General features: G+C 57.0%; 20 protein-coding genes. 14 read left to right on the top strand and 6 right to left on the bottom strand.

Going from position 1 to position 20,767, the window contains the following annotated elements; genetic code table 11:
- Positions 1–171 precede the first annotated feature (171 nt).
- Positions 172–1,983 (top strand): translational GTPase TypA, encoded by a 1,812-nt coding sequence (typA, locus tag G5380_RS13625; protein ID WP_106844305.1) that lies wholly within the window; start codon positions 172–174, stop codon positions 1,981–1,983.
- Positions 1,984–2,222: 239 nt separating this feature from the next.
- On the opposite strand, the gene G5380_RS13620 is transcribed toward typA, so the two are convergent.
- The 5 genes from G5380_RS13620 to def form a co-directional block, all read right to left on the bottom strand.
- A complete protein-coding gene (locus tag G5380_RS13620; RefSeq protein WP_216952300.1) occupies positions 2,223–3,665 on the bottom strand; it encodes a TrkH family potassium uptake protein in 1,443 nt (480 codons plus the stop codon).
- Positions 3,666–3,761: 96 nt separating this feature from the next.
- Entirely contained in the window at positions 3,762–5,138 is a 1,377-nt protein-coding gene (gene trkA, locus G5380_RS13615) for a Trk system potassium transporter TrkA (RefSeq protein ID WP_005339689.1), read from the bottom strand.
- Between the two features lie 87 nt (positions 5,139–5,225).
- Positions 5,226–6,518, bottom strand: a complete 1,293-nt coding sequence (gene rsmB / locus G5380_RS13610; RefSeq protein ID WP_421206317.1) for a 16S rRNA (cytosine(967)-C(5))-methyltransferase RsmB — start codon at positions 6,516–6,518, stop codon at positions 5,226–5,228.
- 60 nt (positions 6,519–6,578) lie between these two features.
- On the bottom strand, positions 6,579–7,523 hold the full coding sequence (gene fmt / locus G5380_RS13605; RefSeq protein ID WP_421352818.1) for a methionyl-tRNA formyltransferase: 945 nt from the start codon (positions 7,521–7,523) through the stop codon (positions 6,579–6,581).
- Between the two features lie 12 nt (positions 7,524–7,535).
- Positions 7,536–8,048 (bottom strand): peptide deformylase, encoded by a 513-nt coding sequence (gene def, locus G5380_RS13600; protein WP_216952294.1) that lies wholly within the window; start codon positions 8,046–8,048, stop codon positions 7,536–7,538.
- 108 nt (positions 8,049–8,156) lie between these two features.
- On the opposite strand from def, the gene G5380_RS13595 reads away from it, so the two are divergent.
- The 9 genes from G5380_RS13595 (at position 8,157) to G5380_RS13555 (ending at position 14,924) form a co-directional block, all read left to right on the top strand.
- Positions 8,157–9,251 (top strand): LysM peptidoglycan-binding domain-containing protein, encoded by a 1,095-nt coding sequence (locus G5380_RS13595; protein WP_421209097.1) that lies wholly within the window; start codon positions 8,157–8,159, stop codon positions 9,249–9,251.
- Between the two features lies 1 nt (position 9,252).
- Entirely contained in the window at positions 9,253–10,368 is a 1,116-nt protein-coding gene (gene dprA / locus G5380_RS13590; RefSeq protein WP_421209096.1) for a DNA-processing protein DprA, read from the top strand.
- Positions 10,361–10,834, top strand: coding sequence for a DUF494 family protein (locus G5380_RS13585; protein WP_227341765.1), 474 nt, complete (start codon positions 10,361–10,363; stop codon positions 10,832–10,834). The genes dprA and G5380_RS13585 overlap by 8 nt, the downstream gene beginning before the upstream one ends.
- A gap of 55 nt (positions 10,835–10,889) precedes the next feature.
- Positions 10,890–11,447, top strand: coding sequence for a type I DNA topoisomerase (locus G5380_RS13580; RefSeq protein WP_005339702.1), 558 nt, complete (start codon positions 10,890–10,892; stop codon positions 11,445–11,447).
- Between the two features lie 74 nt (positions 11,448–11,521).
- Complete coding sequence (purE, locus tag G5380_RS13575) at positions 11,522–12,025, top strand: 5-(carboxyamino)imidazole ribonucleotide mutase (RefSeq protein WP_005339704.1); 504 nt, start codon at positions 11,522–11,524, stop codon at positions 12,023–12,025.
- Positions 12,026–12,160: 135 nt separating this feature from the next.
- On the top strand, positions 12,161–12,721 hold the full coding sequence (locus tag G5380_RS13570; protein ID WP_421209095.1) for an L-threonylcarbamoyladenylate synthase: 561 nt from the start codon (positions 12,161–12,163) through the stop codon (positions 12,719–12,721).
- Positions 12,722–12,833: 112 nt separating this feature from the next.
- On the top strand, positions 12,834–13,742 hold the full coding sequence (hemF, locus tag G5380_RS13565) for an oxygen-dependent coproporphyrinogen oxidase (protein ID WP_421209094.1): 909 nt from the start codon (positions 12,834–12,836) through the stop codon (positions 13,740–13,742).
- A gap of 103 nt (positions 13,743–13,845) precedes the next feature.
- The gene (aroE, locus tag G5380_RS13560; RefSeq protein ID WP_421209093.1) at positions 13,846–14,667 is read left to right on the top strand and encodes a shikimate dehydrogenase; all 822 of its coding nucleotides are present in this window, start codon (positions 13,846–13,848) and stop codon (positions 14,665–14,667) included.
- Positions 14,664–14,924: a DUF1488 domain-containing protein gene (locus G5380_RS13555; protein WP_019445781.1), complete on the top strand. Its 261-nt coding sequence runs from the start codon at positions 14,664–14,666 to the stop codon at positions 14,922–14,924. Before aroE ends, G5380_RS13555 begins: the two co-directional genes overlap by 4 nt.
- 776 nt (positions 14,925–15,700) lie before the next feature.
- On the opposite strand, the gene yihA is transcribed toward G5380_RS13555, so the two are convergent.
- The gene (gene yihA / locus G5380_RS13550; protein WP_421209092.1) at positions 15,701–16,357 is read right to left on the bottom strand and encodes a ribosome biogenesis GTP-binding protein YihA/YsxC; all 657 of its coding nucleotides are present in this window, start codon (positions 16,355–16,357) and stop codon (positions 15,701–15,703) included.
- Between the two features lie 142 nt (positions 16,358–16,499).
- Between yihA and G5380_RS13545 the strand changes: the two genes are divergently transcribed.
- From G5380_RS13545 to hemN, 4 genes are all read left to right on the top strand, one after another.
- Complete coding sequence (locus G5380_RS13545) at positions 16,500–17,117, top strand: c-type cytochrome (protein WP_005339710.1); 618 nt, start codon at positions 16,500–16,502, stop codon at positions 17,115–17,117.
- 836 nt (positions 17,118–17,953) lie between these two features.
- Positions 17,954–18,541, top strand: a complete 588-nt coding sequence (gene yihI / locus G5380_RS13540) for a Der GTPase-activating protein YihI (RefSeq protein WP_421206328.1) — start codon at positions 17,954–17,956, stop codon at positions 18,539–18,541.
- Positions 18,542–18,552: 11 nt separating this feature from the next.
- On the top strand, positions 18,553–18,993 hold the full coding sequence (locus G5380_RS13535; protein ID WP_421352830.1) for a DUF2489 domain-containing protein: 441 nt from the start codon (positions 18,553–18,555) through the stop codon (positions 18,991–18,993).
- Between the two features lie 31 nt (positions 18,994–19,024).
- A complete protein-coding gene (gene hemN / locus G5380_RS13530) occupies positions 19,025–20,398 on the top strand; it encodes an oxygen-independent coproporphyrinogen III oxidase (protein WP_216952278.1) in 1,374 nt (457 codons plus the stop codon).
- Positions 20,399–20,767 lie beyond the last annotated feature (369 nt).

Below are 20,767 nucleotides of genomic sequence, written 5' to 3'. Positions count from 1 at the left end.
TGCACTGTAATGGTGCGCGAAATACGGTCACCGCCCATCTAAGCAGGGTTTGTCAGAGAGGTCTATGATCCAGATCTGTTGTTATGCGCGAATGTACTGCAATTCTGCTAGGCAGATCACAAAGGCAAGAGTACAATTAGCGCCCAATTTTACCCGGTGATTGAGGCGAGAATGTTAGAGAATTTACGCAATATTGCGATTATTGCGCACGTTGACCACGGCAAAACGACTCTGGTTGATAAGCTGCTGCAGCAGTCCGGCACCCTGGACCGCTCCACGGAAGGCCAGGAACGGATCATGGACTCCAATGATCTGGAACGGGAACGTGGCATCACCATTCTCGCCAAGAACACTGCGATCCGCTGGAATGACTACCGCATCAACATCGTTGATACCCCGGGTCACGCCGACTTCGGTGGTGAAGTAGAGCGCGTACTGTCCATGGTTGACTCCGTGCTGCTGCTGGTTGACGCCGTAGACGGCCCGATGCCGCAAACCCGTTTCGTGACCCAGAAAGCGTTCGCTCAGGGTCTGAAGCCGATCGTGGTCATCAACAAGGTTGACCGTCCGGGTGCTCGTCCTGACTGGGTAATGGATCAGGTATTCGACCTGTTCGACAACCTGGGCGCGACTGACGAACAGCTGGATTTCAAAGTTGTTTACGCCTCTGCACTGAACGGTTGGGCCACCATGGATCAGGACGTCGAGTCCGAAAACATGGAGCCGCTGTTCCAGGCCATCGTTGACAACGTTGAAGCGCCGAAGGCTGATGCCGAAGGCGGTTTCCAGATGCAGATCTCCCAGCTGGACTACAACTCCTACGTGGGCGTTATCGGTATCGGCCGTATCACCCGTGGTCGCGTCAAGACCAACCAGCAAGTCACCATCGTTGGTGCTGACGGCAAGACCCGTAATGGTAAAGTCGGTCAGGTGCTGGGTTACCTGGGTCTGTCCCGTACTGAAGTTGCCGACGCGCAAGCGGGTGACATCATCGCTATCACCGGTCTGGGCGAGCTGAAAATCTCCGACACCATCTGTGACAACGGTGCCGTTGAGGCCCTGCCGCCGCTCTCCGTTGACGAGCCGACCGTGAACATGACCTTCCAGGTCAACACTTCACCGTTCGCCGGTAAAGAGGGCAAGTTCGTGACCTCCCGCAACATTCTGGAGCGTCTGAACCAGGAGCTGGTCCACAACGTGGCCCTGCGCGTGGAAGAGACTGATGATCCGGACAAGTTCCGCGTATCCGGTCGTGGTGAACTGCACCTCTCCATCCTGATCGAAAACATGCGTCGCGAAGGTTACGAGCTGGCGGTATCCCGTCCGGAAGTAATCCTGCGTACTGTTGACGGCGAACTGCAAGAACCGTTCGAAACTGTGACTGTGGACGTTGAAGAAGCGCACCAGGGTTCCGTGATGGAGCAGCTGGGTCTGCGTAAAGGCGAAATGACCAACATGACCCCGGATGGCAAGGGTCGTGTCCGCCTGGACTTCATGATCCCGAGCCGTGGCCTGATCGGCTTCCAGACCGAGTTCATGACCATGACCTCCGGTACCGGTCTGCTGTACCACACCTTCGACCACTACGGTCCGCACAAGGGTGGCAGCATCGGTGAGCGTCAGAACGGTGTGCTGATCTCCAACGCAACCGGTAAGGCACTGACTTACGCCCTGTTCGGTCTGCAAGACCGCGGTCGTCTGTTCATCGGTCACGCGACCGAGGTGTACGAAGGCCAGGTAATCGGTATTCACTCCCGTTCCAATGACCTGACTGTTAACTGCCTGAAAGGCAAACAGCTGACCAACATGCGTGCCTCCGGTACCGACGAAGCTCAGGTGCTGACTCCGCCGATCCGCATGACTCTGGAACAGGCTCTCGAGTTCATCGACAACGACGAACTGGTAGAAGTGACTCCTAAGAACATCCGTATCCGCAAGAAATTGCTGACCGAGCTGGATCGCAAACGCTCTGGCCGTGGTTAATGCCATGTGCTGAGTCTCGGCAGCCCTTGCGGCCGCTGACGGTTCACTGATAAACGGACCCAAACCTCTGGTTTGGGTCCGTTTTTTTATGCTTGTGATCCGCTCTGGCCATGCCGATGAGGTCGTTCAGGCCACCGGTAATGGGGCTGATGAGCGTTGAGGGAAGGTCGTGGGGATGGACGAGATAAAAAAGCCGCAGCGGGTGAACGCTGCGGCTTTTTGCTTGCTTACGGTGAGCGTTACTGGCGCCAGAAGGAGGGGAAGAAGAGCACGGCGACCGTCAGGATCTCCAGTCGTCCCAGCAGCATGCCGAATGACAGCAGCCATTTGGCCGATTCCGGCAGGCTGGCAAAGTTGGTGCTGGGGCCGACCACCGGGCCCATGCCCGGGCCGACGTTGGCAACGGCGGTGATGGAGCTGGATATGGCTGTCAGGGGGTCAAGCCCGATGGCGCCCAGCAGTGCGGCTATCATCAGAATGATGGCGAAGTAGGCCAGCACGAAGGAGATCATTGAGCGGATGATGGCGTCATTGACTGTCCGGCCGTTGTACTTCTGGGGAAATACGCCGGAAGGGTGCATCAGTTGGCGCATCTGCTTCTTGAACAGGGCAAAGGCCACCTGTACCCGGAAGATCTTGAGGCCGCCCGCAGTGGAGCCAGAGCAGGCCCCAAGAGCCAGCAGCACGATGAAGACGATGCTGGCGAGCGGCCCCCAGGTGCCGAAGTCACCAAGACCATAGCCGGTGGTGGTGAGTACCGAGACGATGTTGAAGCAGCTGATGCGCAGGGCATCCCAGAAGCCGAACAGATCTCTCTCCCACAGATAGAAGGTCATGATGACGGTGACCCACACCACCAGCCAGAAGAAGCCGCGCACCTGGGCATCCTTGAGCAGGCTGTAGTCCCTGTGATTCAGGCTCTGCACATAGAGTAGAAAGGGCAGGCCGCCGAGGAACATGAACAGGGTGCCAATCCAGTGTGCCGAGTTGGAGAAGTGGGACATGGATTGATCGGAGGTGGAGTAGCCGCCGGTACTGAGGGTGGTCATGGCGTGGTTGATCGCCTCGAACATATTCATGCCGCTGGCCCAGTAGGCCATGAAGCAGAGCATGGAGAGCACCAGATAGACCACAACGATGTTGTTGGCGACCGTCTTGGCACGCGGGGCGCTTTTGTCTGACCAGTCCGAGCTCTCGGTCTGGAACAGCTTCATGCCGCCGACGTTGAGATAGGGCAGTACGGCAACCGCCATCACGATAAAGCCGACCCCCCCCAGCCACTGTAGGATGGATCGCCACAACAGGATGCTGTGGGCCATGTTGTCGAGGCCGGAGAGCACGGTAGAGCCCGTGGTGGTCACCCCCGACATGGTCTCGAAGTAGGCGTCGGTAAAGTTGATGTGGGTGATGAAGACAAAGGGCAGCGCCCCGAAGATACAGGCAACCACCCAGACCGAGGTGGTGAGCAGGAACATCTCCCGCACCCCCAGATGAAACTCCGCCTTGCGGCCGTAATGGAGGCAGAGCAGGGCGGCGCCGTGGGTGATCAGCACGGACTTGAGAAACTCGACAAATCCCTCTGACCCGGTGAGCAGTGCCAGCAAGGTGGGCAGCCACATGAAGAGCGCCAGCTTGGAGAGCACCAGCCCGAGGGTGAAGATAATGGGACGCAGTTTGATCATGTTCGATAACCTGGTCGTTGATTAACAAAAGACCCGGACCATCCCCTTGGAGGAGCTGAGCCGGGTCTGGTTTGACAGCCTGTGCGCATGAAGACGTTACAGGAAGAAGGGGCTTGGCTGGAACAGCCGCTCCACTTCCGGGATGTACTTCTTGTCCACCAGGAACATGACCACGTGGTCATCCTGCTGGATCTTGGTACGATCGTGGGCGATCAGCACCTCATCCCCGCGCACTACGGCACCGATGGTGGTGCCCGGCGGCAGCTTGAGCTCGCCCACCGTCTTGCCGACCACCTTGGAGGTGTTCTCGTCACCGTGGGCAATTGCCTCGATCGCCTCGGCAGCGCCGCGGCGTAGGCTGTAGACGTTGGCGATATCGGCTCGGCGCACGTGGGTCAACAGGGCCGAGATGGTGGCCTGTTGGGGCGAGATGGCGATATCGATGGAGCCACCCTGCACCAGATCCACGTAAGCGCCGCGCTGGATCAGCACCATGGTCTTCTTGGCACCCATCTTCTTGGCGAGCAGCGCCGACATGATGTTGGCCTCATCCTCGTTGGTCACGGCGATGAAGACGTCGATTTGGTCGATGTGCTCCTCTGCCAGCAGCTCCTGATCCGCCGCATCGCCGCAGAAGACGATGGTGTTCTCCAGCAGTTCGGAGAGCTGCTCCGCCCGCTTCTGGTTGCGCTCGATGAGCTTGACGCTGTAGCGCTTCTCCAGCTGGCGGGCGAGACCCGCGCCGATGTTGCCACCACCGACGATCATGATGCGGCGGTAGGGGCTCTCGAGGCGCTGCAGCTCAGACATCACGGCACGGATATGGCCCGCGGCGGCGACGAAGAAGACCTCGTCATCCGCTTCGATGATGGTGGTACCTTGCGGGCGGATCGGGCGGCCCTGACGGAAGATGGCCGCTACCCGGGTCTCGATGTTGGGCATGTGCTCGCGCAGGGTGGAGAGGGCGTTACCTACCAGCGGGCCACCGTAGTAGGCCTTGACCGCCACGAGACCGACGCGGCCACCAGCGAAATCAACCACTTGCAGGGCACCCGGATACTCGATCAGGCGACGAACATAGTCGGTCACCAGCTGCTCCGGCGCGATCAGGTGATCCACCGGCACCGATTCCGGCAGGAACAGGCGATCCCGTTCGGTCAGATAGGCTGGTGAGCGGATCCGCGCCACCTTGTTCGGGGTGTTGAACAGGGAGTAGGCCACCTGACAGGCGATCATGTTGGTCTCGTCACTGTTGGTGACGGCGACCAGCATGTCGGCATCCTGAGCCCCCGCTTCGCGCAGCACCTTGGGGTGGGCGCCGTGCCCGTTGACTACCCGCAGGTCAAACTTGTCCTGCAGTTCGCGCAGGCGCTCGCTGTCGGTGTCGACGATGGTGATGTCGTTGTTCTCCCCGGCCAGGTTCTCGGCCAGGGTGCCGCCGACTTGGCCGGCTCCCAAAATGATGATTTTCATAGGGAACGTCTACTCACATTGAGGCAGTAAAGGGGAGCGCCAGAACGGAGCTGGCGGCTCTCCCGAATGAGGTTTGTCATGCCCGGCTCAGAGCTTGACCAGTTTGGCGTAGTAGAAGCCATCCATCTCGGCTTCACCCGGCAGGAACTGGCGGCCCGGGCAGTCCGGGGTGTCATGTTCGTGCAGCGGTACCAATTTGGCATCTTTGGTCGCGGCAAGGAAGGCACGGATCTGTTCGCGGTTCTCTTCCGGCAGGACGGAGCAGGTAGCGTAGAGCAGGGTGCCACCGCTTTTCAGCTTGCCCCAGAGGGCATTGAGAATACGGCGCTGCAGCTCGGCCAGCTCGCGGATGTCCTGATCACGGCGCAACCACTTGATGTCGGGATGGCGACGGATGACGCCGGTGGCGGAGCAGGGGGCATCCAGCAGGATGCGGTCGAACTGACCCTCCGGCCACCACTGTTCCGGTGCCGCGGCATCGCCATGGATCACCTTGGCGGTGAGGCCGATGCGGTCCAGGTTCTCCTGCACTCGCTTGAGGCGGTTTTCGTCGGCATCGACGGCGACCACGCCAGCCAGCTTGGGCTGACGCTCCAGCAGGTGGGCAGTCTTGCCACCGGGTGCCGCGCAGGCATCCAGTACCCACTCACCCGGTTGTGGGTCGAGCAGTGCCGCGGCCTGTTGTGCGGCACCATCCTGTACCGAGCAGTCACCGACCTCGAAGCCGGGCAGCTTGGTCACATCGCAAGGTCGCTCCAGCAGGATGCAATCCTCGCCCTCTTCACCGGCCACGGCATTGATGCCGACTTCAGCCATGCGAGCCAGCATGGCATCGCGGCTCTGGCGCTGGCTGTTGTTGCGGATCCACATGGGAGGGCGTTGGTTGTTCGCCTCCATGATGAATTCCCACTCATCGTGATAGGCCTGACGCAGGCGCTTGGTGAGCCACTCCGGATGACCGAGGCGAATGCTGGGAACGCGGTCGATGCGCAGCAGAATGACTTCGGCGCTGCGCTGGAAGTTGCGCAGCACGCCGTTGATGAGGCCACGCAGTGAGGTGCCTTTGAGCAGTTTGACGGCGTTGACGGTCTCGGCCACCGCGGCGTGAGCCGGAATGCGGGTGTAGATGAGCTGATAGAGACCGACCAGGATGAGGTAGTGGAAAATGCGGCTCTTGTTCTTGAGCGGCTTGTCCATCATCTCGTTGACTGCCGCATCGAGGCGGGGCAGCCAGCGCAGGGTGCCGTAGCAGAGTTCTTGCAGGAGAGCACGATCGCGAGGCGCGACCTTCTCCTGGGCAGCAGGCAGAACAGCGGAGAGGGATTGACCCTGATCCAGCACCTGTTGAATAACGAGAGCGGCCTGTGCACGTGTTTTCATAGAGTTACCTTAGATGCGCAAGTCGGGGCCTGGGCCCCGCTTGTGTCAATTCAATCCAGTTCAATTCAATTGCGTGCCGGGTTCAAACCAGTCGCGGCGAGAGTTGAGCAGATCCGAAACGGACATCGCTTTCTTGCCGGGCGGTTGCAGGGTCAGCAGGCGCAGTACCCCTTTGCCGGTCGCGATATCGATCCCCTGCTTGTCGGCCTTGAGCAGGGTGCCGGCGGGTTGGCCGTGGTCGATGTCGATGACGGCGGCTTGCCATACCTTGATGGTCTGGTCAGCTACTTCAAACCAGCTGATGGGCCAGGGGTTGAACGAGCGGATGCAGCGTTCGATGGCAACAGCCTCCATCGACCAGTCGATGCGGGCCTCTTCCTTGGAGAGCTTTTCGGCGTAGTTGGCCAGCGCATCATCTTGCGCCTCGGCAGCGGTTTCACCGGCAGCCATGGCATCGATGGTGTCGACCAGCGCCTGCGGACCCAGCTCTGCCAGCTTGTCATAGAGGCTGGCAGAGGTCTCGTCGGCGGCGATGGGGCAGCTTACCTTGCGGATCATGGCGCCGGTATCCAGCCCCACATCCATCTGCATGATGGTGACGCCGGTTTCGCTATCGCCCGCCCAGATTGAGCGCTGGATCGGTGCCGCGCCACGCCAGCGGGGCAGCAGGGAGCCATGGACGTTGATGCAGCCCAGACGCGGGGTATCGAGTACCGCCTTGGGCAGGATCAGGCCATAGGCCACCACGACCATCAGGTCTGCGCCAAGGGCGGCCAGTTCGGCTTGCGCCTCTTCCTTGCGCAGGGTAGCGGGCTGGTAAACCGGCAGGTTGTGGGCCAGTGCCAGCTCTTTGACCGGGCTGGCGGTGAGCCTCTGGCCACGGCCGGCGGGCTTGTCGGGCTGGGTATAAACGGCAACGACCTCGTGGTCGGAAGACAACAACGCCGCCAGGTGACGGGCGGCGAAGTCGGGAGTACCGGCAAAAATCAGTTTCAGCTTATTCAATGGGGCAGATCCTCAGAGGACTTTGCGATCTTCACGGGCCATCTTTTCCAGCTTCTGGCGAATGCGCTGGCGCTTGAGCGGGGACAGGTAATCCACGAACAACTTGCCCATCAGGTGGTCCATCTCGTGCTGGATACAGATGGCGAGCAGGTCGTCCGCTTCCAGCTCGAACGGTTTGCCGTGGCGATCCAGGGCGCGGATCTTGATCTGCTCAGCGCGAGGCACCAGAGCGCGGCTGCCAGGCACGGAGAGACAACCCTCTTCAATGCCGGTGCTGCCACACTGGGAGATCACTTCCGGATTGATCAATACCAGAGGATCTTCACGGTTTTCAGAGACATCGATCACTATGATGCGTTGATGAATATCCACCTGCGTTGCGGCTAGGCCAATGCCTTCCTCCGCATACATGGTTTCGAACATATCATCTACAATTTGTTGTAACTCGGGTGTAAAGGTCTCGACAGGGGCTGCGATAGTACGCAGACGCTCATCGGGAAAACGCAATACATCTAGAATGGCCATAGTTTTTTCTTTAGTTTCGTATAAATGCAGTCAATATTGGCGTAATTCTAGTCATTTACGCCGACAAAAAACAGCAACACTTTGCGCGCAGAGGTAACAGGGAGTGTTATGTATCTGAAGCAAACCATCCTCACCTGCCTGCTGGTGACCATGAGCCAAGCTGCTCTGGCCGATCAGCTGAGGTTGAAAGCGGGTTATCCCGAAAGCTATGTAGTGCAAAAAGGCGATACCCTGTGGGATATCTCCGGCAAATATCTCTCTGAGCCATGGCTGTGGCCCCGGCTCTGGAACATCAACCCACAGATTGCCAATCCGCACTGGATCTACCCAGGGGACGTGCTGCACCTGAGCTGGGTCAATGGTGAGCCCCGGCTGGGCAAAGCGATGCAGGGGGACAAACAGGTCATCCGTCTCGGCCCGAAAACCCGTTATGAGAGCAAGGCAAATCCTATCCCTACTCTGCCCTTCAGCGAGATAGGTCCCTTTTTGCAGACGGACCATATTTTGGCCGACAGTCAGCAGCAGAAAATGCTGCCCTATTTGCTGGGTTCAGACGAAAAGCACATTGGAATGCTTGAGGGGGACACCCTCTATGTGCAGGGAGCTCTGATACCGGGCAAGATGTATGGCATCTATCATCCCGGGGTGGTCTACAAGGATCGCGAGACAGGTGAGCTTTTGGGTCAGGAGGCCATCTTTGCAGGCGTGGTGCGTGCGGTAGCGCTGCTGGATGGTGATCGGAGCGAAGTTACTCTCACCCACAACCAGCGTGAAGTATTGCAGGGTGACAAGATTATGGAGCTGCCCCCTCAGGAGAACATGCCTGCGGTTTTCATGCCCAAGGCTGCCCCGGCGATTGCCCCTGGCTACATCATCGACTTGCCGAGCAAAGCCAGGGGAGGGGGCAAGTTTGATGTGGTCTTGATTAACAAAGGCGCTCGGGATCAACTCTCCGCGGGCGATGTGCTCGATGTTCGGCGTCCGGGGGCTGCGCTGGTCACCAAGAATGGTGCAGTGAAATACAAGGAGTTCTCCTCTGTCTACGACAAGGTGTTCTACAGTAGTGGCAACCAGAAGGCACCACTGCCCTCTGAAGCGATTGCCCGCGTCATGTTGTTCAAGGTGTATGACAAGCTGAGTTATGGCCTCATCATGCAGAGCAAGGACATGGTGAGCTCGGGTTATCAGGTCACTCACTTCTGACGTGCACTACCCCGATGAGCGCTTGGCGCTCTGGTTAACCCTCAATGCGGTTACCGGAATCGGCCCTGTAACCGCAGTTCGGCTGCTGGAGCAGATCGGCGGTTCGATTGATGCCCTGTTTCAGAGCGATGAAACACAGCTGCACGGTATGGGGCTGTCGTCAGAGCAGATCAAACAACTGCGCTGGCCCTCGCCGGTTGTTGAGCAGAGTCTGGCTTGGGCCGCGTTACCTGGCAATCTCCTTATTCCGCAAGATCACCCTGTTTATCCGCCCTTGTTGCGTGAAATTCCCGCGGCCCCCCTGTTGCTCTACTGCCGTGGCGATCTTGAAGCGCTGTCGCTACCCCAGCTGGCGATGGTGGGGACACGTCATCCCACCTATGCAGGCAAAGATAACGCGTCCCGTCTCTGTAGCGAACTGGTTAGATGCGGGTTCGCCATCACCTCGGGCCTTGCGCTCGGTATCGATGGTGTTTGCCATCAGCAGGCGCTGGCTTGTGGTGGTATCACCCTTGCCGTGTTGGGCTCCGGGCTGGATTGCCTCTACCCCAAACGCCATCAGGGACTGGCAGGTCAGATTCTGGAGAAAGGTGGTTTGCTTATCTCCGAGCTGGCGCCGGATAAAGGGCCGCTGGCTGAACATTTTCCTCGTCGCAACCGTATTATCAGTGGTCTGTCGTTGGGAACTCTGGTGGTGGAGGCGACCGAGCAGAGTGGTTCGCTGATCACCGCTCGCTATGCACTGGAGCAGGGGCGCGAAGTGTTTGCGGTACCCGGCGCCCCGCAAAACGCCCAGGCGATAGGGTGCAACAGATTAATTCAGCAGGGGGCCAAACTTGTGCTGAGTGCGGCCGATATAGTGGAAGAGTTGCCAGAGTGGTTCGCACGGCCAGATCCGTCGGCCATACCATCTGAGCAACAGCATAATAGCGAATTGCCTTATGCTGATTTGTTGGATAACGTAGATTACGAGACCACGAGCGTGGATACCGTTGCCGAGCGGACCCAGCTTCCTGTCGAAGTGGTATTGGGCAGGTTGGTAGAGCTGGAGCTGGCCGGTGCAGTGATGGCGGTAGCCGGTGGATACGTCAGAGCGAGGAGGGCGAATCATGTTTGATGTATTGATGTACCTTTTCGAGACCTACATCCACAGCGATGCAGATGTGATGGTCGAGCAGAATGAACTCACCGACGAGTTGAGCCGAGCCGGTTTTGACAAGGAAGAGATCGACAAGGCGCTCGACTGGTTGGAGCGACTGGCCAATCTGCATGATAGCGAGCGGGAGGTCTATGTGGCCGCCAGCGCGCAAGGCTCGATGCGTATCTATGCCCCGCAAGAGCTGGCACGCCTCAGCACCGAGTGCCGCGGCTTCCTGCTCTTTCTGGAACAGGCCCAGGTGCTGAATGCCGAAACCCGCGAGATCTGTATCGAGCGCCTGCTCGAGCTGGACAAGCCGGATATCGAGCTGGATGACCTGAAGTGGGTCGTCATGATGGTGCTGTTCAACGTACCGGGCAGTGAAAATGCCTACCAGCAGATGGAAGAGCTGGTGTTTGATGAGTCAGACGGCGTCATTCACTGACAGTCCGGTGCCGCGCTGGTAGAATTCAGGCCATCTGGATTTCAAGGCGCGGCCCATGTCAAAAATCGATCATCACCTCTTTTCAGCCCACGAACATGCCTTCGAGCGCGAGCCGTGCCCGCAGTGCGGGGCCGAGCTGGTGATCCGCCAGGGCAAACATGGCCCCTTTCTCGGCTGTTCTGCCTATCCTGCCTGTGATTACATTCGCTCCCTGACGCCATCCGGCCGTGACATCGAAAAGGTGCTCGAAGGCTCTGCCTGTCCCGATTGCGGAGAGCCGCTGGCGATCAAGAAGGGGCGTTATGGTCTGTTTGTCGGTTGTACCCAGTATCCGGCCTGTCAGCACATCGAATCCCTGCAGGAGAGCGATGATACCCAGATCCTCTGCCCCGAGTGCGGCAAGGGTCATCTGGTGAGCCGCACCTCCCGCTACGGCAAGCAGTTTTACTCCTGTGATGGCTATCCACACTGCAAATATGTGGTGAACGACAAGCCGATCCCCATGCCTTGTCCCGCGTGTGGTTGGGGCATCATGGTAGAGAAAAAAGTGAGGGGAACTCTGCGTTGGGTCTGTCCGCAAAAGAAATGCGGCCACCAAAGTGAGCAGGTATAATCCCGCCGCCGCAAGCGGATTGAAACGTTTTCGGTGAACTTCAACCCCCCACTTGGAGTAAGGAAATTCCCACCATGAATAAACCCTTTGTTGCCGTATTGATGGGCTCTGATTCTGATTTCCCCGTGATGCAGACTACCCTCGAGGTGCTCAAGTCATTTGATATCGCAGTGGAAGTCAAAGTCACCTCCGCGCACCGCACGCCGGCTGCGACCCATCAGTATGTGACCGATGCCGAGGCCCGTGGCTGCAAGGTCTTTATCTGTGCTGCCGGTCTGGCTGCGCATCTGGCGGGTGCCGTAGCCGGCATCACGACTCGTCCCGTGATCGGGGTGCCCATCGATGGTGGTCCGCTCAAGGGGCTGGATGCGCTGCTCTCCACCGTGCAGATGCCGGGTGGTGTACCGGTGGCGACCGTGGCGATCGGCAAAGCCGGTGCCAAGAACGCAGGTTATCTGGCAGCCCAGATGCTGGCAGTAGCCGATGATGAACTGGCGGCCAAGGTTCGGGCCGAACGCCAGAAGAATGCCGAAGAGGTGATGGCCAAGGATGCCGCCCTACAGGCTCAACTCAAGTAAGTGAATAGGTGGCGATCCGGATGTGTCGTATTTTTCCTGTGCAACAGCAACACGTCACTTTGCCATGGTCGCCGCCATACGGATTCAACTTGCTACTAAGTGACGAGGCGGCAGCCAGGCTGCCGCATTTTTCCTATGCCAAATGAATTTGAACAGGCGGTTGCCGCCCTCCAGCAGGAAGGGGTGATTGCTTATGCGACCGAGGCCGTGTTTGGTCTGGGGTGTGATCCCGACTCCGAAGTTGCGGTGCAGCGACTGCTGGCCATCAAACAGCGTCCGGTGGAGAAGGGGTTGATCCTGATTGCTGCCGACGTGGCGCAATTGCAGGATTACATCGATCTGAGTCAGCTTAGCGGTGAGCAACTGGCTCTGGTTGAAGCCAGCTGGCCCGGTCCTTTTACCTGGATCATGCCTGCCCGCGGGACGACGCCGGCTTGGCTGACCGGGCAGTTCGAGACCATCGCGGTACGCGTGACGGCTCATCCTCAGGTGCAGGCGCTGTGTCGCGCCTTTGGCAAGCCGCTGGTCTCTACCAGCGCCAACCTGACCGGTGAGGAGCCTGCCCGTCGGGTGGCCGATATCGGTGAGCGGCTGGCAAGCAAGTTAGCCTATATCCTGCCCGGTGAAGTGGGTGGTCAAGCTAACCCATCCGAGATCAAGGACGCCCGAACCGGCGCCATTATTCGCCCCTCCTGAGCAGGCGGATACGTCATGATTTGCTATCAATCCGCTGAGCGGTGAGCTCATCGGATTGATTTAACTATAAAAATGGACAGGGCGTTCACGATCCTGCCTGACTGGAGACAAGATGAGCAAACCGGATGTGGCCCAGGTCAAGGCCTTCCTGTTGCAGTTGCAGGACGATATCTGCCGTGGTCTGGAGCAGGCCGACGGCAGTGGACACTTTGTAGAAGATGCCTGGAGCCGTGAAGGCGGTGGCGGTGGGCGCACCCGTGTGCTGCGCCACGGCGCGGTGATCGAGCAGGGGGGCGTCAACTTCTCCCATGTCTATGGCGATGCCATGCCTGCCTCTGCTACAGCCCATCGGCCCGAGTTGGCCGGTCGCAAGTTCGAGGCGATGGGCGTGTCGCTGGTGATCCATCCGCACAACCCCTATGTGCCGACCAGCCACGCCAATGTACGTTTCTTCATCGCCGAGAAGGAAGGCGAAGAGCCCATTTGGTGGTTTGGCGGTGGCTTCGATTTGACGCCCTTCTATCCGTTTGCCGAGGATGTGCAGCACTGGCATCAGGTCTCCCGTGATCTCTGCCAGCCGTTCGGTGATGAGATCTACCCCGAGTTCAAATCCTGGTGCGATCGCTACTTCTTCCTCAAGCACCGCAACGAGACTCGGGGGGTGGGCGGTCTCTTCTTCGACGATCTGAATCGCTGGCCCTTTGCCGACTGCTTTGCCTTTATGCAGGCGGTAGGTCGGGGTTATCTCGATGCCTACCTGCCGATCATCGAACGACGCAAGGCACTGCCCTATGGCGAGCGGGAGCGGGAGTTCCAGCTCTATCGTCGCGGCCGTTATGTGGAGTTCAATCTGGTGTATGACCGTGGCACCCTGTTCGGGTTGCAGACAGGCGGACGTACCGAGTCGATCCTGATGTCGATGCCTCCGCTGGCACGTTGGGAGTATGACTGGCAGCCGGAGGCGGGCACTCCTGAGGCCTTGCTCTACACCGATTACCTCACGCCGCGAGAGTGGCTGTGACCCGAGGGACCATGATGGTCCCTTTTTACTGGCCGATATTCGGCTTGTTCCCGAGTGCGAAAACCCGTTAAATCGGAATATTGCCCTCTGATGGAACTCTTTGATGGATCGTTATCTGGTTTTTGGCCACCCGGTGCGCCACAGCAAGTCCCCCTTCATTCACACCCTGTTTGCCAGACAAACCCAGCAAGAGCTGGAGTATGGGCTGGCTGAACCCGCCGTCGACGAGTTTGCCCACGCCCTGCGCACCTTCTTTGACCAAGGGGGCAAGGGATGCAATGTCACCGTTCCCTTCAAGGAGCAGGCATTTACTCTGGTCGATCGCTTGAGCCCCAGGGCCAAGCGGGCGGGCGCGGTCAATACCATCAAGCTGACCGATGATGGCATGTTGCTGGGGGATAATACCGATGGCGCCGGTCTGGTCGCCGATCTCAAGTCCCATGGTGTGACGCTGGCGGATAGCCGGATCCTGCTGCTGGGTGCCGGTGGCGCGGCTCGTGGTGCATTGGCGCCGCTGCTGGCAGAGCTGCCGAGCGAGCTGGTGATCGCCAACCGCACCCACACAAAAGCGCAACAGTTGGCTGCCGAATTCTGCGATCTGGGGCCTGTGACTGCCCAGACCTATGAGCAGTTGGCAGGGCCATTCGATCTCGTCATCAACTCTACCTCCGCCAGCCTGCAAGGGGAGCTGCCGCCGTTGGCCCCTGCCCTGATCCACACTGATATTGCCATCTACGACATGATGTATGGCGCCTCGGATACGGCGTTTATCAGTTGGGCCAAACAGCATGGGGCCCGTCAAACCATGGATGGACTCGGCATGCTGGTGGAACAGGCCGCCGAAGCGTTTACCGTGTGGCGCGGAATTCGTCCCGGGACTAAACAGGTATTGAGAGAGTTGAAGCGTAACTTGGGGGTGATATGAACCAGGGTATTCTGTTTCCCGACCTGATGGAGTGGCAGGCTGACGAACAGCGGGTGCGTTTTCCTGCCCAGCAGATGGGGGCGCTGATAGATTGTTACATCAGCCAGCGGCGACTGGAGAGAATGACAGGTCTGGCGCTGACGAGAGAGGATGACATCGTCAGAGCCTTCGAAAGTGTACGTTTTGATATTGAAGACATGGCTGAAAAACTCATTGAAGAACAAGAGTTTGCTGAAGATGGCGCTATCTATCTCTGATTTTTCAAAGTTTTTTTGTTTTGTAGCGGAACTACTTTGAAATGGCGCTGACTAACTAGATAGTTGAGGAAGTGCTAGCTAGTCACCTTTATAACTCCCCGGTATTCGTACTGGGGATTTTTTTATCTGCATGAAAGTAAAAGGTTTTTTCTTAATCTGTAAGTTGTGAAACTAAATTACATAAATTACTTTCACTTTCTGCTGCTTTGCTGTACAGTTGTCTGCGTAGGGTACAGAGGTAAGATGTTCTATCTTTCAGACCTTTTATTTCACGTAATTGAATGTGGCTGAATAGCTGCCCCGATGAGGTTCTCGTCGGGGTGTTTTTTTATGCGCATCATTTAGAGTAAATGCTTTAAATTGGCGATGCATTTGATAGAATGAGGCTGCTTCTTGAGGAATACCTGTCGTCTGGTACTCAAGATTCAGCTTCTTCCCAATTTTTTGAACTTATTATTTCAGGCTGGATGGCATCACTGTCGTCCGGCCTCATTTTTATCCCTTTCGGTTAGATTTTGTAATTAAATTTCATTTTTGTCTCTTTTTGTAATTACTGTTCGTTTTGAAAGAACGAATTTGAAAACGCTATCAACGCCTCCTTAAGTTAATTCCCATCATGAATTAACGATCTATCTATATGAACTGTAAGCGGTAATGGATATAACTGGGGAGGCGAATGCGGGGTATTTGTCGTGAGGCAGGTGAAAGCGGCAATCTGAAACCCTTTCAATCAGCGGAGGAGTGCTCCGCCAATTGCAAGGAGAGCGAGGAGTGGATTACTCCTCGACAGGTTGCTGTTCGTCAGCGTCCAGCAGGTCGGTATCGTCACCACTGACGTACCATTCGGTCAGGGTTTGCGCCAGCTTCTCCACACCGATGTTGGTGAGGGAGGAGAACGCTTCAACCTGGATCTGGGAACCGAGGTTGGCAACAGCCTGGCGCACCTTGATCACCTGGTTGTTGCGCGGACCTGGGCTCAGTTTGTCAGCCTTGGTCAGCAACAGCATGACGGGCAACTGACGGTGTGAACTCCACTCCAGCATGTTCATGTCGGTATCTTTGAGCGGGTGGCGGATGTCCATCAGGATCACCAGACCTTTCAATGACTCACGACGCTGCAGATACTCTGCCAGTGACTTTTGCCACTTGAGCTTCATTTCGAGCGGAACTTGCGCATAACCATAACCCGGCAAGTCGACCAGACGCTTGCCCGGTTCCAGCTCAAACAGGTTGATCAGCTGGGTACGACCGGGTGTCTTACTGGTGCGCGCCAGGTTCTTGTGTTTGGTTAAGGTGTTCAATGCAGATGACTTACCGGCGTTGGAACGGCCGGCAAACGCGATCTCGACACCCCCATCATTTGGCAGGTGACGGATGTCGGGTGCGCTGGTCACAAAATGCACCTTATTGAAATTCAGAGTTTGTGTTTCCAACGTAAATTCCCCATGGAGATAGAGGGTTATAGAGTTACTTTTTTGTAAAATGGTGTAAAATAGCGTCGCTTAAACGCGTTTATTTTAACATGCCTTCAGCGGCATGGGATCTGGAAGCCTAATAACGAAAAGTTGGAACGCCATGAAGAACCTAGTCATTACTCTTGCTCTGATGGTTGGCGTAACGGGGATGGCACAAGCCAAGGGCGATGCCGCTGCGGGACAGACCAAGGCTGCCGTTTGTGCGGCTTGTCATGGACCGGACGGAAACAGCCTGGTTGATATGTACCCCAAAATTGCTGGTCAGCACGCATCATATATCAAAAAGCAGTTAGTTGAACTGAAGGCTGCCGCTTCTGGTCAAATTGGCCGGGTTGCGCCAGTGATGGGGCCGATGGCGTTACCTTTGTCGGAACAGGACATGGATGACCTGGCGGCTTATTTCTCCAGCCTGAAGGTTACCCCTATCGCTGTCCCTGACGACGTGGTCGAAGCGGGCAAGGCTCTCTATATGGGTGGTGACATGAGTCGCGGTCTGGCAGCTTGTACGGCTTGCCATGGTCCTCGTGGCTCGGGTGTCGAACAGGCGAAGTATCCCAACCTGTCCGGCCAGCATCCTGCCTATATCAAGGCTCAGCTCACCGCATTCCGTGCCGGGACGCGTGACAACGATCCGAATGGCATGATGCGGGATGTTGCCAAGAAACTGACTGATCAGGATATCGAAGCCCTCTCCAAATATGTGGCGGGTCTGCACTGATATAGTCGATACGGTCGATTTGAGTTGAAACGGGGAGCCTGGGCTCCCTGTTGTTTTTATGGCTTTCAGATAATTCTCGGTTTAATCCCCCCGTTCTGTAAGAGATCTCCCATTCTCAAGGCAGGCCAAGGCTCATAAAATTGCATAAAATATTAAATAATCATTATTTATCAGTGAATTATATAAATATTGATATTTTTCGACATGTTGAGAATGTTTTGAGTGGATTGAGCCGCTTTATAGAGTTGGTACAGTAGGCTTAATGGATTCACCCACGGATTGGGTGACGGTTTCACGACAGGGTGTTGTGAGCAGAGGATGGCTGGCGTGGCGGGATGCCATGGGCTCGGATGAGCTGGCAAAGGATTGAAGGATCAGGATGGTGACCATCTCCGGAGCGGGATGGGGTTACGGGATGCAGACTCCCCGGCACGATGGCAGGATGCGGTCGAGACGGGTCAAACAGGCACACGCACATTCAGGAACGACCAATATAAGGTCAGGATGACCACACAACGATATGATGCGGCGACAAGTTGTCATGGAGAGGACGAAACAGACTGTTTTGCCATTCAGGATGGCGCACGCATGAACATATCAAGGCAGCTTCGGCTGCCTTTTTTCTTTTGGGTCATTAACCCGATTAGCCATTCTGTGTCAAAATACCAGCAACATGCCCAGAGGATACCGATCCTGCGGTGTTCAGTGGCCTGATTGGGCCTGATTGGTGCGGGATCCTGCTCTTGTTCCAGCCTTACTGTTCCTCGCATCGTATCCCACCGGGTGAAATCATCCCGGGTACGGGTCAAACCAGTTATTTTCGGAGTTAGCCATTCATGTCTGCCAAACAACCCACTCGCAAGCCTACTGGCAAGCGCAAAGAATCTGATGTCAGTGCTCAAGAAGGCCGTGAGCGTAAACGGGCTGCCAAGCGCAAAGGCCTGAAGGCTGGTTCTCGTCAGCAAGTTGAACAGCCGAAGAGCAAGTCTGGCAACAGCCAGTCCAAAGATCCGCGTATCGGTTCCCGCAAGCCGGTGGTACTGGTGGTGGATGACAAACAGAAGAAGCCGACAGCCCCCAAGGCGGTGAAAGAGAAGAAGCTGGTGATGACGCCCGAGCAGGAACTGGCTTCTATCGAAAACGATGACCGCTTGAATGATCTGCTGGATCGTCTGGATGCCGGTGAAACCCTGGAAGCGGCCGAGCAGGCCTGGGTTGATCAGCGCGTCGACCGTTATCAGGAGCTGATGGATGAGCTGGGCATCATCGACAACGACGATGATGAAGATGATGATCTGCCGTTTGATGATGGCGATGACGCCGAGTTCGACGAGCAGAAACCAGCCTCCGAAGAGGAGTTGTGGGACCGTTTCAACCAGGTCGATTTCAAGCCGGAACCCAAGCCTGAGCCGAAGAAAAAGTGATGAGTGGATGGATGCTGGCCGCCCTGTTGGGCGGCCTGAGTTTGTCAGGGTTGGCCATCTATGCAGGCATGCTGCTGGCCAGGCTGAGACGACAGCAAGCGATGCAGTGGCAGGCGATTACCGCTCGCAATGAACGAATTCTGGAGAGCGTGCGGGTCATTGCCCATGCGGTGCGGGAGGGGCAGTGTGATTACTCCGAAGGCGCCATTCGGCTGACCAATCTGCTGGATGCGTTGCAGATCAAGGGGGGACGGGCGTTTGTTGCCGAGTTCCCGGGTCTGTACGGGCTGTATGAGAAGGTGAAAGATATGCCGACTCATGAGGCCAGACGTGCCCTCAAGCGCAATGAAGTGATGAAGATGGATCTCGAACGCAGCGGCTACGAGGCCGAGCTGGAGGCTCAGATCCTCAAGGATGTGGCCCAGCTGAAGGATTTTCAGTTAGGTCGGTGAGCCAACAATAACAACAAGAGAGGAAGCGAGCGTGCAAGCAGAACAGATTGTGTGGGATCAGGCCCTGATCGAAAAATATAACTACAGTGGCCCGCGATACACCTCTTATCCCACTGCGCTGGAGTTCAACGAGAGCTTCGGCTATCCGGATTTTGTCCACGCTGCTGGCCAGTATCCCGAGCGCAATCTGTCGCTCTACGTGCATATCCCTTTCTGTCACAAGCTCTGCTACTACTGCGGCTGCAACAAGGTCATTACCCGTCATCAGCACAAGGCTGACGAGTACCTCGACTACCTGGAGCAGGAGATCAAGGCGCAAGCCCCGTTCTTCAAGCATCGTCTGGTCACCCAGCTGCACTGGGGTGGCGGTACACCCACCTATCTGGATGAAGCGCAAACGCGCCGTCTGATGGCCATGCTGCGTGAGCACTTCCATTTCGCCGAAGAGGGGGAGTTCAGCATCGAGGTCGATCCGCGCGAGATTGCCATTACCATGCTGGATGTGCTGCGAGATGTCGGCTTCAACCGCATCAGCCTTGGGGTGCAGGACTTCAACAAGGATGTACAGGTCGCAGTCAACCGCGAGCAGGACAACGACTTTATTAAAGCCATGTTGGAACGGGCCCGTGAACTAGGCTTCCGCTCGACCAACCTAGACCTTATCTATGGCCTGCCGCATCAGGATCGTGTCAGCTTCCACCATACGCTGGAAGAAGTGCTCAAGACGGATCCGGCGCGCCTCTCCATCTTCAACTATGCCCATCTGCCGAGTCGCTTTGCTGCCCAGCGCAAGTTGAAAGAGGTTGATATGCCTGCGCCGCAGGAGAAGCTGGCCATGCTGCAGGACACCATTGCCTTCCTCACTGGCCAGGGTTACCAGTTCATCGGCATGGACCATTTTGCCAAACCCGATGACGAGCTGGCGGTGGCGCAGCGCGAGGGCAAGCTGCACCGCAATTTCCAGGGCTATACCACTCAAGGTGATTGCGATCTGCTGGGGCTGGGGGTCTCCTCCATCAGCATGATCGGTGATGCCTACTCCCAGAACCAGAAAGAGCTCAAGACCTATTACGCACAGGTTGCAGAGCTGGGTCATGCCCAGTGGAAAGGCTGCTCGCTCAATCAGGATGACCTGATCCGCCGTGAGGTGATCAAGCGGCTTATCTGTGATTTCCGTCTGAACTTTGCGTCTGTCGAGCAGGCGCACGGTCTCAATTTCAGAGAGTATTTTGCCGACGATCTCAAGCTGCTGCAGACCTTCATCAACGATGGATTGGTGCGTATGACGGAGGATGGCCTGGAGGTCTCCTCCACGGGGCAGCTGCTGATCCGCAATATCTGCATGTGCTTCGACGTGTACCTGCGCAACAAGGCGCGTCAGCAGCAGTTCTCTCGCGTGATATAAGCTTGTTTGCCGATTAGAAAACAGAAAAGGGTGCCATAGTGGCGCCCTTTCATATGTATTTTGCTTAGGCAGCGGGTCGGGAAGGTTCTGGCAAGAAGGCCGTGGGCTGAGGCAAGCGATAGGGCTGTGAAACGCAGATAAAAAGATGGGGGCGACTTGCGTCGCCCCCGGTAGTCGTATCGCTCAGATCCTTGAACGAAGTTGCTCCCTGCAATCCCTGACTGTTTACCTCTTCCTTTAGGTTTCCCCTTCCCAATCCTTTGGGGTGTCCTTTAGCCATCTTGGCCTGACGAGTCATCCTGTCCCGTCGCACTTTCTCCGTCCTGGGAGGTGTCCTTTACCACATCCTGTGGTGAGTCCATTTGCCCA

This window comes from Aeromonas sp. 604443 (assembly GCF_049170315.1).
Taxonomy (GTDB): domain Bacteria; phylum Pseudomonadota; class Gammaproteobacteria; order Enterobacterales; family Aeromonadaceae; genus Aeromonas; species Aeromonas veronii_A.
The sequence above is the reverse complement of the archived record's forward strand: the minus strand, read 5'-3'. Positions and strand labels throughout refer to the sequence as shown.